The sequence below is a fragment of the Streptantibioticus parmotrematis genome, from assembly GCF_019890615.1.
Taxonomy (GTDB): domain Bacteria; phylum Actinomycetota; class Actinomycetes; order Streptomycetales; family Streptomycetaceae; genus Streptantibioticus_D; species Streptantibioticus_D parmotrematis.
Genome location: NZ_JAINVZ010000002.1, coordinates 410,563 through 427,972, shown reverse-complemented (window position 1 = coordinate 427,972; position 17,410 = coordinate 410,563). Strand labels below are relative to the sequence as shown.

The 17,410-nt window shown below is 69.4% G+C and carries 13 protein-coding genes; 11 read left to right on the top strand and 2 right to left on the bottom strand.

The window, feature by feature from the left end; translation table 11 throughout:
* Positions 1-274 precede the first annotated feature (274 nt).
* The 11 genes from K7472_RS04670 to K7472_RS04620 all read left to right on the top strand — a co-directional run bounded on the left by K7472_RS04670 (position 275) and on the right by K7472_RS04620 (position 15,860).
* Positions 275-2,485 carry a S9 family peptidase gene (locus K7472_RS04670; RefSeq protein ID WP_222974135.1) on the top strand — a complete coding sequence of 737 codons (2,211 nt, stop codon included), beginning with the start codon at positions 275-277 and terminating at the stop codon, positions 2,483-2,485.
* A 677-nt stretch (positions 2,486-3,162) separates the two neighbouring features.
* Positions 3,163-4,161 (top strand): ABC transporter permease, encoded by a 999-nt coding sequence (locus tag K7472_RS04665; RefSeq protein WP_222974133.1) that lies wholly within the window; start codon positions 3,163-3,165, stop codon positions 4,159-4,161.
* 86 nt (positions 4,162-4,247) lie between these two features.
* Entirely contained in the window at positions 4,248-6,008 is a 1,761-nt protein-coding gene (locus K7472_RS04660; RefSeq protein WP_222974131.1) for an ABC transporter substrate-binding protein, read from the top strand.
* A gap of 95 nt (positions 6,009-6,103) precedes the next feature.
* Positions 6,104-7,114 (top strand): ABC transporter permease, encoded by a 1,011-nt coding sequence (locus K7472_RS04655; protein WP_222974130.1) that lies wholly within the window; start codon positions 6,104-6,106, stop codon positions 7,112-7,114.
* Entirely contained in the window at positions 7,111-8,241 is a 1,131-nt protein-coding gene (locus tag K7472_RS04650) for an ABC transporter ATP-binding protein (RefSeq protein ID WP_222974129.1), read from the top strand. The genes K7472_RS04655 and K7472_RS04650 overlap by 4 nt, the downstream gene beginning before the upstream one ends.
* Positions 8,242-8,355: 114 nt before the next feature.
* Positions 8,356-9,456, top strand: a complete 1,101-nt coding sequence (locus K7472_RS04645; RefSeq protein WP_222974127.1) for an ABC transporter ATP-binding protein — start codon at positions 8,356-8,358, stop codon at positions 9,454-9,456.
* Between the two features lie 381 nt (positions 9,457-9,837).
* The gene (locus tag K7472_RS04640) at positions 9,838-10,857 is read left to right on the top strand and encodes an ABC transporter permease (RefSeq protein ID WP_222974125.1); all 1,020 of its coding nucleotides are present in this window, start codon (positions 9,838-9,840) and stop codon (positions 10,855-10,857) included.
* Positions 10,858-10,873: 16 nt separating this feature from the next.
* On the top strand, positions 10,874-12,673 hold the full coding sequence (locus K7472_RS04635; protein ID WP_222974123.1) for an ABC transporter substrate-binding protein: 1,800 nt from the start codon (positions 10,874-10,876) through the stop codon (positions 12,671-12,673).
* 3 nt (positions 12,674-12,676) lie between these two features.
* Positions 12,677-13,654, top strand: a complete 978-nt coding sequence (locus tag K7472_RS04630) for an ABC transporter permease (RefSeq protein ID WP_222974121.1) — start codon at positions 12,677-12,679, stop codon at positions 13,652-13,654.
* An 11-nt stretch (positions 13,655-13,665) separates the two neighbouring features.
* Entirely contained in the window at positions 13,666-14,733 is a 1,068-nt protein-coding gene (locus tag K7472_RS04625) for an ABC transporter ATP-binding protein (protein WP_222974119.1), read from the top strand.
* Positions 14,734-14,753: 20 nt separating this feature from the next.
* The gene (locus tag K7472_RS04620) at positions 14,754-15,860 is read left to right on the top strand and encodes an ABC transporter ATP-binding protein (protein WP_222974116.1); all 1,107 of its coding nucleotides are present in this window, start codon (positions 14,754-14,756) and stop codon (positions 15,858-15,860) included.
* Positions 15,861-15,912: 52 nt separating this feature from the next.
* Here the strand turns inward: K7472_RS04620 and K7472_RS04615 are convergent, their stop codons facing one another.
* Positions 15,913-16,227, bottom strand: coding sequence for a hypothetical protein (locus K7472_RS04615; RefSeq protein ID WP_222974114.1), 315 nt, complete (start codon positions 16,225-16,227; stop codon positions 15,913-15,915).
* A gap of 235 nt (positions 16,228-16,462) precedes the next feature.
* Positions 16,463-16,999: a hypothetical protein gene (locus K7472_RS04610; RefSeq protein ID WP_222974112.1), complete on the bottom strand. Its 537-nt coding sequence runs from the start codon at positions 16,997-16,999 to the stop codon at positions 16,463-16,465.
* Positions 17,000-17,410 lie beyond the last annotated feature (411 nt).

Sequence of the window (17,410 nt, the reverse complement as noted above, 5' to 3'; positions counted from 1 at the left end):
GTGGCCCATACCTACAGCTACCGATCCTAACTTTCCGTGAGCCCGCACACCTCGGGGCACAGGAGCACGCGGGGGCGCACGTATGGGCACGGTTCCGCTGGTCAGCGGGGTCGCGCCGAGCCCTGCGCGGGCCCTGCGCCATTCCGCCGTTCGGATGAACGACCACGCTCCGCACGCGCCGGGGCGAACGGCGCGCGCGGGCGGGGAGCGGCGCCTGCGGCCCGGTTGGGGTGGCGCCCGCGGCCCGGCGGAGGCGGCGCCTACTCTTCGCCGCATGAGTGATCACCTCTCCTTCCCCAGGCAGCACGCCAGGACCCAGCGCTTCACGCTGGGCACCCCGCGTTCCCTCACCGTCGCGCCGGACGGCGGGCGCGTGGTCTTCCTGCGCTCGGCCTCCGGCACGGACCGGGCGAACCGGCTGTGGGTGCTGGACGTGCGCGAGGGCGGCGGTGAGGGAGACGGCGGCGCGGAACGCCTCGTCGCCGATCCGGGCGTGCTGCTGGCGGGCGCGCGGGAGGAGCTGACGGCCGAGGAACGCGCGCGGCGCGAACGCAGCCGGGAGGGCTCGGCGGGGATCGTGGCGTACGCGGTGGACGGCGCGGTGCGCACGGCGGCCTTCGCGCTGTCGGGACGACTGTTCACGGCGGACCTGACGGCGGACGCGGCCGGGGACGCCTCCGGCGAGGGGGCCGGCGTGCGGTCCCGCGTGCGCGAACTGCCCGTCGCCGCGCCGGTGATCGACCCGCGCCCCTCGCCCGACGGCCGCCACGTCGCGTACGTCAGCGGCGGCGCGCTGCGGGTGGTGGCGGCGGACGGGTCGGGGGACCGCGTGGTGGCCGGGCCGGGCGACGGTGAGGGACACGTCACCTGGGGGCTGGCGGAGTTCGTCGCGGCCGAGGAGATGGACCGCTCGCGCGGCTACTGGTGGTCCCCGGACGGCGACCGGCTGCTGGCCGCCCGCGTCGACGACTCCCCCGTGCGGCGCTGGTGGATCGCCGACCCCGCCAACCCCCGGGACGCTCCCGCCGAGGTGGCCTATCCGGCGGCCGGGACGCCCAACGCCGAGGTGACGCTCGCCTTGTGCGGTCTTGACGGCTCGCGCACCGAGGTGACGTGGGACCGCGAGCGGTACCCGTACCTCGCCCGCGCGCACTGGTCGGCCGCCGGACCGCCGCTGCTGCTGGTGCAGTCCCGCGACCAGCGCGGCCAGGCGTATCTGACGGTGGACGTCACGACCGGCCGCACCACGGTCGCGCGCACCGAACAGGACCCGGCGTGGCTGGAGTTGTCCACCGGCGTGCCGGCCTGGGCGCCGGACGGCCGGATGGTGCGGATCGAGGACCGCGACGGCGCCCGGGTGCTGGTGGTGGGCGACGAGGCGGTGACCGACGCGCGGCTGCACGTGCGGGCGGTGCTCGATGTCGCCGCGGACGGCGTGCTGTTCACCGCCTCGGCGGGCCGGGACGCGAAGGACCCCGGGGTCGGCGAGGTCCACGTGCACCACGCGGGCGCGGACGGCGTGACCCGGCTGACGAGCGCCGTGGGCACGCACACGGCGGTGCGCGGCGGTCCGTCGACCGTGGTGAGCGGGACCGCGCTCGACCGCCCGGGCGCCGAGGTGCGGGTGCTGCGCGGGGAGGCGCTGACGGAGGTCGCCCGCGTCGCCTCGTACGCCGAACGCCCGGTGCTCACCGCGCGCCCGGTGCTGACCCGCGCCGGTGAGCGCGGCATCCCGGCGGCGGTGCTGCTGCCGTCCGGGTACCGCGAGGGCGACGGGCCGCTGCCGGTGCTGATGGACCCGTACGGCGGGCCGCACGGCCAGCGGGTCGTCGCGTCGCACAACGCGCACCTGACCTCGCAGTGGTTCGCCGAGCAGGGCTTCGCGGTGGTCGTGGCGGACGGCCGGGGCACGCCGGGCACCTCGCCGGAGTGGGAGAAGGCGATCGCGGGGGACTTCGCCGGGGTCACGCTGGACGACCAGGTGCACGCGCTGCGGGCGCTGGCCGCGTCGCACCCGCTGGATCTGGAGCGCGTCGCGATCCGCGGCTGGTCCTACGGCGGCTATCTCGCGGCGCTCGCCGTACTGCGCCGCCCGGACGTATTCCATGCCGCGGTCTCCGGTGCCCCGGTGACCGACTGGCGGCTGTACGACACGCATTACACGGAACGCTATTTGGGCGACCCGGGGTCGGCGCCCGAGGTCTATGCGGCCAACTCCCTGACCGATCCGGCGGGTTGGGCGCGGGGCGGTCCGGTGCGGCCGCTGATGGTGGTGCACGGGCTGGCCGACGACAACGTGGTCGCCGCCCATACGCTGCGGTTGTCCTCCGCCCTGCTGGCGGCGGGCCGCCCGCACCAGGTCCTGCCGCTGTCCGGGGTGACCCACATGACCCCGCAGGAACAGGTGGCCGAGAACCTGCTGCTGCTCCAGGTCGATTTCCTCAAGCAGGCCCTCGGAGCGACCGGGACGGGGGCGGCCCGCTAGGCCGACGTGGATTCCGAAGCCTCTCCGAGGGCTCCCCAAGCGGTTTCCCCCCGTCATCAGGAAGTTACTGGAATACCGCAGGACCCCCCTTCCTTAAAAGGAAGCAATCGCCATTACTCAGCGTAGTGGCAAGCATCCCTGAAGTAATAGCGAGAGGCATTTACCGGGGACACGGCAGATCAGGGCCGTTCACGCGCCACGACAGCGCCGGGGCGCCACCACGCAGGTGGGTGGCGGCCCACCCAGACACCCCTTACCGGTGTCGGCGCCAAGCCGACGACCAGCACGGAAGCTGCCACCTCGGCCAGTGGTGTCAACCGCGCCCGCGGCCCACCGGCCTGACCTGGCCACCAGGCACGCGACCGCCGCAGAACCCCCGAGTGAAGACCTCTATTCGTAGGCAACAGAAGTGTTACCCGGCAGATCACAGTTGGGCAACCTTTGGCCGGGAGGTCTGGCGGACGTGGGTTTGCTTATTGAAGAGTTACGCCGCGAAGGGCCTGCGTTTGTCCGGCCCCGACCACCAATCCCTGTTCCACCTGCAACGCCGATCCACAGCACTTGGCACCATCCGTGAACTGCGACCGACCCTGCGGTCGGCTCCCCACCGGGGACCGGACGCGCGGAGGCGGCCGGGAACCGTGTGCCGGTCACCACCGGCTAGGGGGTCTACTTCAATGACAGCGCCGCTCGAGGTTTCGGGTTCGGCTGCCGAGGCGCAGCCGGAGGCCGTTCTCTCCGGCATGGAGAGCAAGACGATCGAGGGCCGGTCCCTCGGACGAATTGCCTGGATCCGGTTCAAGCGAGACAAGGTCGCCGTCGCCGGCGGCATCGTCGTCGTGCTTCTGGTGCTGCTCGCCGTCCTGTCCAAGCCCATCGAATGGGTCTTCGGCCTCGACCCCAACGCCCTGCACCAGAACCTGATCGACCCGGTGCTGCTCAGGCCCAAGGGCGCTCTGGGCGGCATCAGTTGGGCGCACCCGCTCGGCATCGAGCCGCAGTTCGGCCGTGACCTGCTGTCCCGGATCATCGAGGGATCCTGGGTGTCCCTGGCGGTCGCCTTCGGTGCCACGGTCCTGTCCAACATCATCGGCATGGTGCTGGGCGTGGTGGCGGGCTTCTACGGCGGCTGGGTGGACACACTGATCAGCCGGCTGATGGACATCTTCCTCGCCTTCCCTCTGCTGCTGTTCGCCATCGCCATCTCGGCGTCGCTCCAGGGTGGTGCCTTCGGCCTGCACGGCCTGCCACTCCACATCAGTGTGCTGATCTTCGTGATCGGCTTCTTCAACTGGCCGTACATGGGGCGCATCATCCGTGGTCAGACACTGTCGCTGCGCGAGCGGGAGTTCGTCGACGCGGCGCGCAGCCTCGGTGCCCGTGGGCCCTTCATCCTGTTCAAGGAACTGCTGCCCAACCTGGTCGCGCCGATCATCGTGTACTCCACGCTGCTCATCCCGACCAACATCCTCTTCGAGGCCGGTCTGAGCTTCCTGGGTGTGGGCATCGAGCCGCCGCAGGCCTCCTGGGGCGGCATGCTGAACCAGGCCGTCGACCTCTACCAGGCCGACCCGATGTTCATGGTCATCCCCGGTATGGCGATCTTCATCACGGTCCTGGCCTTCAATCTGCTCGGTGACGGGCTGCGCGACGCCCTGGACCCGCGCAACAACTGACGTCCGGTCCGCTCTGGCCGGTCATGCGCCGCCTGCTCGCAGAAGCGCTCTCCTTGGGTACAACGAATGAGGGGATTTCACTCACCATGAGAAGGACGAAGGCCGCAGCCCTCGTCGCCGTCGCCACGGCTGCCGGGCTCACGCTGTCCGCTTGCAGCTCCTCCGGCGGCAGCGGCGGCAGCGGGAGCTCCACCTACAACGCGGCCAACACGAGCGTCGTCAACGCCTCCAGCCACACCGGCGGAACGGCCAGCTACCAGCTGTCCAGCACCCCGGACTCGATGGACCCGGGCAACACCTACTACGCGTTCATGTGGGACTTCTCCCGCCTGTACGCACGTCCTCTGGTGACGTTCAACCCCGCCCCCGGGAACGCCGGCCTGCAGCTCAAGCCGGACCTGGCGACCGGCCTCGGCACGCCGAGCGACGGCGGCAAGACCTGGACCTACCACATCCGGTCGGGCCTGAAGTTCTCCGACGGCACGCCGATCACCACCAAGGACGTCAAGTACGCCATCGAGCGCAGCAACTACGCGCACGACGTGCTGTCCAACGGTCCGACGTACTTCGCCCAGTACCTCGTCGACAACTCGTCGCCGTACCAGGGCCCGTACAAGGACAAGAACGGCGGCCTGAACTCCATCCAGACGCCGAACGACACGACGATCGTCTTCCACCTGAAGCAGTCGTTCGCCGACTTCGACTACCTGGTCAGCAACCCGGAGACCGCTCCGGTGCCCCAGGCGAAGGACAACGGCGCCGACTACGTCAAGAACATCGTGTCCTCCGGCCCGTACGAGTTCCAGAGCTACCAGGACGGCAAGGGCGCCACCCTGGTCAAGAACCCGAACTGGAGCCAGGCGAGCGACCCGGTCCGCAAGCAGTACGCGGACAAGATCACTCTGGCGTTCAACCAGCAGCAGACGACGATCGACCAGAACCTGATGGCCGACAACGTCACGATGGACCTGGGCGGCGCCGGCATGGCCGCCGACAGCCAGGCCACCGCGCTGGCCAACCCGCAGAAGAAGACGCACATCGACGACGTCCAGAGCGGCGCGCTGGCCTACGTGGCGCTGTCGTCCCAGGTCGCGCCGCTGAACAACGTCCACTGCCGCCAGGCCGTGCAGTACGCGATCGACAAGACCTCGGTCCAGACCGCGACCGGTGGTGACGTCCACGGCGACATCGCCAGCACCATCCTGCCCCCGACGGTCACCGGCCACACCGACTTCAACCTGTACCCGACCTCCGGGAACAAGGGCGACGACTCGTCGGACGGCCTGGCCGCCGCCAAGCAGCAGCTGAAGCTGTGCGGCAAGCCGAGCGGCTTCAGCACCAACATCGCGGCGCGTTCCGACCGCCCGAACGAGATCGCCATGGCGACTGCCATCCAGGCCTCGCTGAAGAAGGTCGGCATCAACGTCCAGATCCAGCAGTACCCGTCTGGCAAGTACTTCGCCGACGACGCTGGTGCCCCCGCGTTCGTGCACTCGCACAACCTCGGCATGATGATGATGGCCTGGGCGGCCGACTGGCCGACCGGCTACGGCTTCCTGGAGCAGATCCTGGACGGCAACGCCATCAAGGCGTCGGGCAACAGCAACCTGTCGGAGCTGAACGACCCGGCCATCAACAAGATGCTGAACGACGCGATCGGCAACACCAACGACGCCCAGCGGAACCAGGCGTGGGGTGCGATCGACAAGGCGGCGATGCAGCAGGCCGTGATCGTCCCGCTGCTGTACCGCAAGGACGTGATGTACCGGCCGGACAGCGCCACCAACGTGTTCGTGAACCCGGCATACGGTATGTACGACTACCTGACGGTCGGCTCGACCAAGTAACAAGCAGGACCGCCAGATCCCTGGAAGGCAGGTGAAGGCAGCGGCTCCCGCCGACGGGACGATCTCCCGTCGGCGGGCGCCGACGCCGCACAACCGTGGTTGCGTACATCATCCGGCGCGCGTTCGCCGCGGTGGTCTTGCTGCTCATCGTGAGCGCAGTCACCTTCGGCATTTTCTTCCTCGTGCCGCGGCTCGCGGGGGAGACGACCCAGCAGCTCGCCTCTCAATACGTCGGGCGCGACCCGAGCCCTCAAGCCGTACAGTCCATCATCCACAACCTGGGCTTCGACAAGCCCGTCTACCAGCAGTACTGGGAGTTCATCCACGGGATCGTGGCGGGCCGCACGTTCAACGACGGCCCCACGCCGACGCACTGCGCGGTGCCGTGCTTCGGCTACTCGTTCAAGAGCCACCTGCCAGTGTGGCCGGACCTCACCCAGCGCATCCCGGTCACCCTCTCGCTGGCCCTCGGTGCCGCGGTGATCTGGCTGGTCAGCGGTGTGGCGATCGGTGTGCTGTCGGCCCTCAAGCGGGGATCGATCTTCGACCGCCTGTCGATGGGTGTGGCACTCGCCGGCGTCTCGCTCCCCATCTTCTTCACCGGTCTGCTGTCGATGGACCTCTTCAGCTTCCAGTGGCCGATCTTCAGCAACCTGCACTACGTCAACTTCACGGACAATCCGCTGATGTGGGCGAAGAACCTCGTTCTGCCCTGGGTGACCCTGGCGTTCCTCTACTCGGCCCTGTACGCGCGGCTCACCCGCGCGGGCATGCTGGAGACGATGAGCGAGGACTACATCCGCACCGCGCGGGCCAAGGGCCTGCCGGAGCGCAAGGTGGTGACCCGGCACGGCCTGCGGTCGGCGCTCACCCCCATCATCACCATCTTCGGCATGGACTTCGGCCTCCTGCTCGGCGGCGCCGTGCTCACGGAGACCGTCTTCTCCCTGCCGGGTGTGGGCCAGTACGCAGTACAGGCCATCACCGACAACGACCTGCCGAAGGTCATGGCCGTCACTACCCTCGCGGCCTTCTTCATCGTGGTCGCCAACCTGCTGGTCGACCTTCTGTACGCCGTCGTCGACCCCCGCGTGAGGCTGTCGTGAGCAAGACCAACCCCGTTGCGGCCTCCTCGAAGGCCAAGGCCGCCGAGGCCGACGCCAAGGACGCGGACACCAAGGCGGCGTCGGCCGGCAAGGACGCGCCCAACCCGGAAGCCTTCCTGTCCGTCCGGGACCTGCGCATCCACTTCGACACCGACGACGGTCTGGTCCGTTCCGTGGACGGCGTCTCGTTCGACCTGGAGACCGGCAAGACCCTCGGCATCGTGGGCGAGTCCGGTTCCGGCAAGTCCGTGACGTCCCTGGGCATCCTGGGGCTGCACCGCTCGAAGCGGGCTCGCATCTCGGGCGAGGTGTGGCTCGACGGCGAGGAGCTGATCAGCGCCGACCCGGACCGGGTGCGGCAGCTGCGCGGCGAGAAGATGTCGATGATCTTCCAGGACCCGCTGACGGCGATGCACCCGTACTACACCGTCGGCGCGCAGATCGTCGAGGCCTACCGGGTGCACCACCCCCAGGCGTCGAAGAAGGCCGCCCGCGGTGTGGCGGTGGAGATGCTCGACCGGGTCGGCATCCCGCAGCCGGACCGCCGGGTGGACGACTACCCGCACCAGTTCTCCGGCGGTATGCGGCAGCGCGCGATGATCGCGATGTCGCTGGTCAACAACCCCAAGCTGCTGATCGCAGACGAGCCGACCACCGCCCTGGACGTGACGGTCCAGGCGCAGATCCTCGACCTGATCCGGGATCTGCAGAAGGAGTTCGGCTCTGCGGTCATCATCATCACCCACGACCTGGGCGTCGTCGCCGAACTGTCCGACGACATCCTGGTGATGTACGGCGGCAAGTGCGTGGAGAAGGGGACCTCCGAGACCATCTTCACGGCTCCGGAGCACCCGTACACCTGGGGTCTGCTGGGCTCCATGCCCCGTATGGACCGGGAGCTCCAGGACCGGCTCATCCCCGTCAAGGGCAGCCCGCCCAGCCTGATCAACCTGCCCAAGGGCTGTGCGTTCAACCCGCGCTGCCCCTACGCGGAGCTGACCGGCGGCAAGTCGACCACGGAAACGCCCCAGCTGATCGAGGTGAAGCCGGGGCACCGGGTGGCCTGCCATCTCCCGGAGGAGAAGCGCCACAGCATCTTCCGAGACGAGATCGCGCCCCGGCTCTAGCCTCCGACGGCGAACCGGCCCCGCAGGCCACGAGCGGGCGGGGCCGCACAGCACTACACGCGGCATCACGTCGAGCCTCATGACCGGCCCGACTCCGAGGAGACGAGAACAACCATGACTGAAGACAGCGACACCGCGGCGGAGGCCACCGCGGCGACGGTCCCGGCATCTCCCCCTGCCTCCGACCGGGAGCCGCTGCTCAAGGTCTCCGGGCTGGAAAAGCACTTCCCGATCAAGAAGGGCCTGCTCCAGCGCCAGAGCGGTGCCGTGCGCGCGGTCGACGGCATCGACTTCGACGTCAAGCCCGGTGAGACGCTCGGCGTGGTGGGCGAGTCCGGATGCGGCAAGTCGACCATGGGCCGGCTGATCACCCGGCTGCTGGAGCCGACCGGCGGCAAGGTCGAGTTCGAGGGCGTGGACATCACGCACCTGGGCAGCGGGAAGATCCGCCCGCTGCGGCGCGACATCCAGATGATCTTCCAGGACCCCTACTCCTCGCTGAACCCGCGGCACACCATCGGCACGATCGTCGGAGCGCCGTTCCGGCTGCAGAAGGTGCAGACCGAGTTCGGTGTCAAGAGGGCCGTTCAGGACCTGCTCGAACTGTGCGGCCTGAGCCCGGAGCACTACAACCGCTACCCGCACGAGTTCTCCGGCGGTCAGCGACAGCGCATCGGCATCGCCCGGGCACTCGCGCTGCGGCCCAAGATGATCGTGGCGGACGAGCCGGTCTCCGCCCTGGACGTCTCCATCCAGGCACAGGTCGTGAACCTCCTCGACGACCTGCAGCGCGAACTGGGTCTCACCTACGTGATCATCGCGCACGACCTGTCCGTGGTGCGGCACGTCTCCGACCGGGTGGCGGTGATGTACCTGGGCAAGATCGTGGAGCTCGCGGACCGTGACTCGCTCTACGGCTCGCCCATGCACCCGTACACCAACGCGTTGATGTCCGCGGTGCCGGTGCCCGACCCCAAGCGGCGGACCCAGCGGGACCGGATCCTGCTCACCGGCGACGTGCCGTCGCCGATCAGCCCGCCGTCGGGCTGCCGCTTCCACACCCGGTGCTGGAAGGCGCAGGAGGTCTGCAAGGTCCAGGAGCCGCCGCTGGTGGCCCTGAAGACCGGGCACCAGGTGGCCTGCCACTTCCCCGAGAACGCACCCGAGGACACTGCCAAGCCGTCCACGGAGAAGGCTTCCGCACCGGCCAAGTGACCCCGCACGAAAGGCCCGCGTCCGCATCGGACGCGGGCCTTCGTCATATGCGGGCCGCGCGTGGGGGGTTGGGGCATGACGACCGGCCGGGGCGTGAGAGGACTCCCGCCCCGGCCGGTCTACGGCACCCGCACGGCCGTACGTCATTCATGGTCCGGCGCCCCCATATCGCCCGCGCTTCCGTCAAGTTACCGACGCGTTAAGCAGTGCGGCCGGCCATCCAGGGGCCCCTGACCGACCGCCCGCGTTGCCCCTGACCGCCCGTCAATCTCCCGTACGACCTCTTGACGCGCGTCGACCCGGGTTGCGACCCTCCGCTCATCCCGTGGGGCCCGGCGACGGGTTCCGCTTCCACCCACTCGGTGCGGGGGGACGGCGGTCATGACCAGTGCCCGTGAGACGACAACCACCGGATCGGACAACGAAACTGACGCCGCGTTAGCCCGAGCGGCGAGCGGGACGGTGCCCGTCGGCCGCTCCCCGCGGCAACTGGCCTGGATCCGCTTCCGGCGCGACCGCACCGGCGTGGTGTGCGCCGTGATCGTCGCCTGCTTCATCCTGATCGCGCTGGCCGCGCCGCTGATCACGAAGGCGTACGGGAAGAACCCGTACACCCTCTACGGGCAGGACGACGGCCTGCTCAACTCCTACGGCTTGCCGCTGAAGCCCAACGGCGGGATCGACGGCGCCCACTGGTTCGGCGTCGAGCCGGGGCTCGGCCGGGACGTGCTGGCCCTGCTGGTCTACGGCATCCGCACCTCGCTGGGGATCGCACTGTGCGTGACGGTGCTCTCGGTGGTCGCGGGGGTCACGGTCGGGCTCTTCCAGGGCTACCTGGGCGGGCGCACGGACTACGTGGTGGGGCGCTTCTCCGACCTGATGATGTCGTTCCCGCAGCAGTTGTTCTTCATCGCCTTCACCCCGGTCATCGTGGCGATGTTCGTACGGCCGGGGAACGCGGAGCCGACCTGGATACGGTTCGCGGCGCTGGTGATCGTGCAGTTCGTGCTGGGCTGGATGGCGCTGGGGCGGCTGGTGCGGGCGCAGGTGCTCAGCCTGCGGACGCGTGAGTACGTGGAGGCGGCCCGGCTCAGCGGCGCCTCGACCGCCCGCATCGTGCGCAGGGAACTGCTGCCCAACATCTGGAGCACGGTCCTGGTGCAGTCCACCCTGCTGCTGCCGGTCAACGTGACGGCGGAGGCCGGGCTTTCGTACCTCGGCGTCGGGATGCAGACGCCGACGCCGGACTGGGGCCTGATGTTCCAGGACGCGGCGCAGTACTACCAGTCGGACATCACCTACATGTTCTTCCCCGGCGTCGCGATGGTGGTCTTCGTCGTCGCCTTCAACCTGCTCGGGGACTCCGTCCGGGACGCACTCGATCCGAAGACCGTCCGCTGACACCGGTGAGGTTTCCATGAGACTGCGCAACTCGACAGCCCGCACGGCGCGCGCCCGGTGCGGTGCCGCGCTCCTGGCGGCGACCGCGCTGACGTTGTCCGCGTGCAGCGCGGGCGGCGGTACGGGAGGGGACACGGGCGGCGGCGGGGCGGACGGCGCCAAGGCCTCCGTGCAGAGCGTGACGCTGGGCACCGCGGCCGACTCGGTGGGCCCGGCCACCGCGGTCGCCGGCGCGCACAAAGGCGGCACCGCCTACGACCTGGAGCAGAACGGCATCAACCACCTGGACCCGGCGCAGGCGTACATCAACCAGGAGCAGATCATCGGGCAGCTCTTCAGCCGCCAGCTGACCAACTACCGCATCGACCCGAGGACCGGGAAGACCACGCTGGTGGGTGACCTGGCCACCGACACCGGAGAGTCCTCCGACGGCGGCCGCACCTGGACGTACCACCTGAAGCCCGGCCTGACCTGGCAGGACGGCACACCGATCACCAGCGCGCAGGTCAAGTACGGCTTCGAGCGGCTGTACGCGAGCTTCGAGACGGCGGGCCCGCAGTACGTGCAGACCTGGCTGTCGGGGCAGGACTTCCGCAAGGCGTACCAGGGCCCGTACTCCGGCAAGTCACTGCCCGACTCGGTGATCGCCACCCCGGACAACCGCACGATCGTCCTGCACTTCCTCGCCCCGCACCCCGACACCCCGTACGCGATGGCGCTGTCCGGCTCCGGGCCCGTGCTGCCCGCGAAGGACACCGAGGCCAAGTACGACAGCGCGCCGTTCTCCGACGGCCCGTACGAGATCGCCGACTACCAGCCGGGCAAGCAGTTGCTGCTGCGCCGCAATCCGCACTGGGACCCGCGCACCGACCCGGTCCGCGACGCCTATCCGGACGAGTGGGACATCGAACTGGGCATCGCTCAGCCCGGGTTGACCGAGCGCCTGATGCAGCAGGCGGGCCACGACAAGGACGCGCTCGCGCTGGTCGCCCCGGCCGACCCCACCCAGACCCCGCTGATCGCCACCGGCGCGCAGTACCGGTCCCGACTGGTCAGCCAGTACCAGCCGTTCGTCGACGTCTTCAACATCAACACCTCGCGCGTCAAGGACGAACGCGTGCGGCAGGCGCTGATGTACGCGTTCCCGATGCGGCAGGTGCAGACCGCGCTCGGCGGCGCACCGCAGGGCGACCTGGCCACCGACCTGATCGGGCCCACCGTGGCGGGCTTCCAGGCCGCCGACCCGTTCGGCAAGCTCGCCGAACCGAACGGTGATCCGGCCAAGGCGAAGGAGCTGCTCAAGCAGGCCGGGGTCACCCACCTGAAGCTCACCTACGCCTACGCCGACGAAGCGCGCTGGCAGACCGTGGCCCGCACCCTCCAGAGCGCCTTCGCCAAGGCCGGCATCGACCTGCAGACCACCGCGATCGACTCGACCTCGTACTACACGCTGGTCGGCAAGGTGAACAACCCCTACGACCTGTACCGCACCGGCTGGGGCGCGGACTGGCCGTCGGCGTCCACCGTCATCCCGCCCACCATGGACGGCCGCCTCATCGCCGACGGCGACACCGACTACGCGCACCTGAACGACCCTTACGTGAACGCCGCGATCGACCGCGTCGAGAAGATCACCGACCTGAGCCAACAGGCCGTCCAGTGGCAGCAGTTGGCGCAGTACATCCTCAAGAACGACACCCCGGTGATCCCCTACGAGTACGACAAGTACTTCAACGTCCACGGCGACGGGCTCGGCGGCGTCACGTACAACAGCCCGCTGGGCGCCATCAACCCGAACACCGTCTACGTGAAGTGACGCATGCTGCGATTCCTGGTGCGCCGCCTGCTCGGCGCGGTCGTCATCCTGGCCCTGATCAGCGCTCTGACCTACCTGCTGTTCTTCACGCTGCCCAGCGACCCGGCGCTCCTGTCGTGCGGCAAGAACTGCACCCCGGCGAACGTCGCGCTGATCCACCACAACCTCGGCCTCGACAAGCCGGTCCCGGTGCAGTACGGGGAGTACATGGCCGGCATCTTCACCGGCCGCAGGCTGCCGCTGGGCAACTGCCCGGCGCCCTGCTTCGGGCTGTCGTTCGCCAACGACGCCCCAGTGTGGACCATCCTGTCCAGCCGCTACCCCACCACGCTGTCCCTGGCGGTGGGCGGCGCCGCGGTGTTCCTGACCGTGGGCGTCGGGCTCGGGCTGGTCTCCGCGTGGACGCGGGGCTCGCTGTTCGACCGGCTCGCCAGTTCGGTGTCGCTGATGGGCCAGTCGGTGCAGATCTACTTCATCGGGCCGCTCGCCATCTACCTGCTCGTCGACCGCCTCCGCTGGCTGGACCCGGGCGCGGACCCGGACTGGTCGCATGATCCGGCGGGCGCGGTCGGCGGGCTGGTGCTGCCGTGCCTGGTGATGTCGGTGATCTTCTGGTCCAACTACAGCCGCCAGACGCGGTCGTTGATGATCGAGCAGCTGGCGGAGGAGCACGTGCGCACCGCCCGCGCGAAGGGCATGGGCCGCGGCTACGTCTTCTTCCGCTACGCGCTGCGCGGCGCGATGGGCCCGATCGTCACGCTCTTCGGCATCGACCTCGGCTCGGTCTTCGGCGGCGCGATCATCACCGAGACGACGTTCGGGCTGCACGGCCTGGGCCAGCTCGCGGTGGCCGCGGTGACGCAGACCGACCTGCCGCTGGAGATGGGCGTGATGCTCTTCAGCTCGTGCGCGATCGTGCTGTTCAACGTGGTCATCGACGCCAGTTACGCCTTCATCGACCCCCGTGTCCGGCTGCTGTGAGGAGGGTGCGTGTGACCACCGCGACCGAGGACCGGCCCACCGGACCGCCGGAAGGGACGCCCGGGACCGAGCCGTTCCTGTCGGTGCGCGACCTGCGGGTGCGGTTCGCCACCGAGGACGGCCTCGTCAAGGCGGTCGACGGGCTCTCCTTCGACCTGCCGCGCGGCCGCACCCTGGGCATCGTCGGCGAGTCCGGCTCGGGCAAGTCGGTGACCAACCTCGCCGTCCTCGGCCTGCACGACCCGCGCGTCACCACGGTCACCGGCGACATCCTGCTCGACGGAAGGGAGTTGACGCACGCGCCCCGGCGCGCCCTGGAGCGGCTGCGCGGCAACACCATGTCGATGATCTTCCAGGACTCGCTGACCGCCCTGTCGCCGTACTACACCGTGGGCCGCCAGATCGCCGAGCCGTACCGCAAGCACACCGGCGCGAGCCGCGCGCGGGCCCGGCGCCGCGCGGTCGAGATGCTGGGCCGGGTCGGCATCCCGCGCCCCGAACGCCGGGTCGACGACTACCCGCACCACTTCTCCGGCGGCATGCGGCAGCGGGCGATGATCGCGCTGGCCCTGGTCTGCGACCCCGAACTGCTCATCGCCGACGAGCCGACGACCGCCCTGGACGTGACCGTGCAGGCGCAGATCCTGGACCTCCTGGCCGACCTGCAACGCGAACGCGGCACCGCGATCGTCTTCGTCACCCACGACCTCGGGGTGGTCGCGGGGGTCTGCGACGAGGTGCTGGTGATGTACGCGGGGCGGTGCGTGGAACGCGGGACGGTCCGCGACATCCTCAAGTCGCCGCGCCACCCGTACACGTGGGGCCTGCTGGGGTCGCTGCCGCGGATGACGGACGACGCCGACGAGCCGTTGCGGCCGATCCCCGGCACCCCGCCGAGCCTGCTGACACCGCCGCCGGGCTGCCCGTTCCACCCGCGCTGCCCGTACCGCGACCAGGTGCCGGACGACCGGTGCCGCGTCGAGCGGCCCCCGCTGGCCCCGGAGGGCGGCGGCCGCGCCTCGGCCTGCCATCTGCCGGACGAACGGGTGCGGGAGCTGACGCCGGGGGCGGTCCGGTGAGCGGGCGGGAGGCTCCGCGGGTGGGCGCGTCGGGGAAGCCGCCCGTGGACGGCTCGGCGGGCGCGCCGCTGCTCGAAGTGTCCGGACTGGTCAAGCACTTCCCCGTGCTCCAGGGCTTCCTGCTCAAGCGGCAGGTGGGCGCGGTGCGGGCGGTGGACGGCGTGGACTTCGCGGTGCGCGAGGGCGAGGCGCTGGGGCTGGTCGGCGAGTCGGGCTGCGGGAAGTCCACCACCGGGCGGCTGGTGACCCGGCTGCTGGAGCCCACCGCGGGCCGGATCGCCTACCGGGGCCGCGACATCACGCACGCCACCCGCAAGCAGCTCGCCCCGGTGCGCAGCGAGATCCAGATGATCTTCCAGGACCCGTACGCGTCCCTCAACCCCCGCCAGACGGTGGGCGCGATCGTCTCCGGGCCGATGGAGATCAACGGGATCGACCCGCCGGGCGGCCGGGAGAAGCGGGTGCGCGAGCTGCTGGAGACGGTCGGCCTCAACCCCGAGCACTACAACCGCTTCCCGCACGAGTTCTCCGGCGGACAGCGTCAACGCGTCGGCATCGCGCGGGCGTTGGGGCTGTCCCCGAAGCTGATCGTGGCCGACGAGCCGGTCTCCGCGCTGGACGTCTCCATCCAGGCGCAGGTGGTCAACCTGTTGCGGGAGCTGCGGCGCGAGCGGGGTATCGCGTTCCTGTTCATCGCCCACGACCTGGCCGTCGTCCGGCACTTCTCGCAGCGGGTGGCGGTGATGTACCTGGGCCGGATCGTGGAGACCGGCGACCGCGACGCCCTCTACCGCCGCCCCCGCCACCCGTACACCCACGCCCTGCTGTCGGCGGCCCCCGAACCCGACCCCGACGCGCAGGGCCGCGAACGCATCCGGCTCGCCGGTGACGTCCCCTCCCCCGTCGACCCCCCGTCCGGCTGCCGCTTCCGCACGCGGTGCTGGAAGGCGCGGGACAAGTGCGCGGCCGAGGAGCCCCCGTTGACGCGCGTCGAGGGCAACGCGGAAGGCCACCTGACGGCCTGCCACTTCCCGGAGGAGCCGACCGTCGTCCGCGACCGCACGGTCGTCCTGGACCCGGCGCTCGCGGCGCTGGAGGAAGGGACACCGCAGGAAGAGGAGACGTAGCCCAAATCACCGCTCCCGTTCCCGCCAGCCGAAGCCGGGGCGAGGTTCTCTTCTATCGAGGAGTGCGGGTGACCTTCACGATTTTGGCCTGAGGGTCGTAGACCATGATCTGGTACGGGTCGTTGACGAGGTATGAGGACTGCGTTCCGCCCCCGGGCTGCAGAAGTCCGCTGTCCACGGTGACGGTCTTGAAGTAGCTGGTGTCATTGCCGGCGTAGACCCGAACGGTGACGCGGTAATCAGCCGCGTCCTTACCGTGGTTGGTGATGTCGACGGGAACGTGAACGATCTTCCCGTCCGCCGTGGGCTTGAGGACGCGTACGTCCCCGGAGGAGGCGACGACGGGTGGCGTGACGTAGGGCGTCACCGTGGTGACCCCGGCAGGAATGCCCTCATAGGGGTTGGACGGGGTGGGTGACGCAGTCAGTGATGGCGACGGCGTCGGTGACACGGTAAGAGACGCCGGGATGGTGGCGGAATGTGTGGGCGTGGCCTGGTCGTGGTGCGAGGAGGAGCACCCCGCGGCCGAGAGAAGGGCTGCGGCAGCCACGAGGGTGGCGAGACGGTGCTGTCGTATCACGGGGTGCTCTCCTACGGGTGGATCAGTTACAGGGACTGCTGCCGATGCTGCCGTTGATGACGGCGGTGTTGCCGTTGTTCATGACGACGCTGATCGTGCCGCAATAGCCACGGTTCTGGTACACGGGCCCGGCGTACGAAGAGTAATTGCCGGAGTCTACGGCACACTTGTCCGCGGTGTAGTTGTCACAGAAGGTGATCTTCATGTAGCGACTAACACCGAGGTCGTTGAAGAAGGCGGCGCAGACCTGCTTGTCCTCATAGTTGGGACCAGTCACCTTGCCATTGGTGTACGAGTACACATCGCCGAGCGGGGTGCCACCGGTTCCGGTGAAGCGCTGCGCGGCGATGATCGTGTTGTAGCCGCTTCCGCAGACCGTGGTCCCGTCGGCCTTCATCTGGGCGGTGGGCTTGATCCGGAGGGCCTGTGCGGTGCTGATGTGCTGTTCCGCGTTCCGGAACGTCGCGGCCTGCGCCGGCGCGGTGGCGAAGGCCAGGGCCGACATCAGCGTGGTGACACCTGCGACGGCGAGGCGTGCTGCGTTGCGTGCGATGAACATGGGTCCCCCATTCAGTCATGCCCGTGAGCGCCTTCCCTCTCGGAAGCCGCCACACGGACGCGTCCGGTGTGACCGTATGGGCTCGAACGATGCACGCGAAGTGATTATCGATCAAAACTGGACTGTCTTGTTCCATTTGTGGAAATTCAGCGACTTGACGTAGCGAGGATTTCGCGAAAGATCCGACCAATCTCCAGCATGACTGGACAAACCGACGCTTTAACAAGTAACACAGCGTCACTATGTGATTGCGGTCACGGCCTTGAGTCTCGCGAATTCCGACAAGCTGTACGGCGATTCCGGGTTTCCCTGTGGCACCCTTACCTCGCTCATACCGTGAGCCCAGCCCGTCCACAGCTCGTCGGCATCCCGCATGCATCGCGTAGCGGGCCGATCGAGCGGCACGGGCCC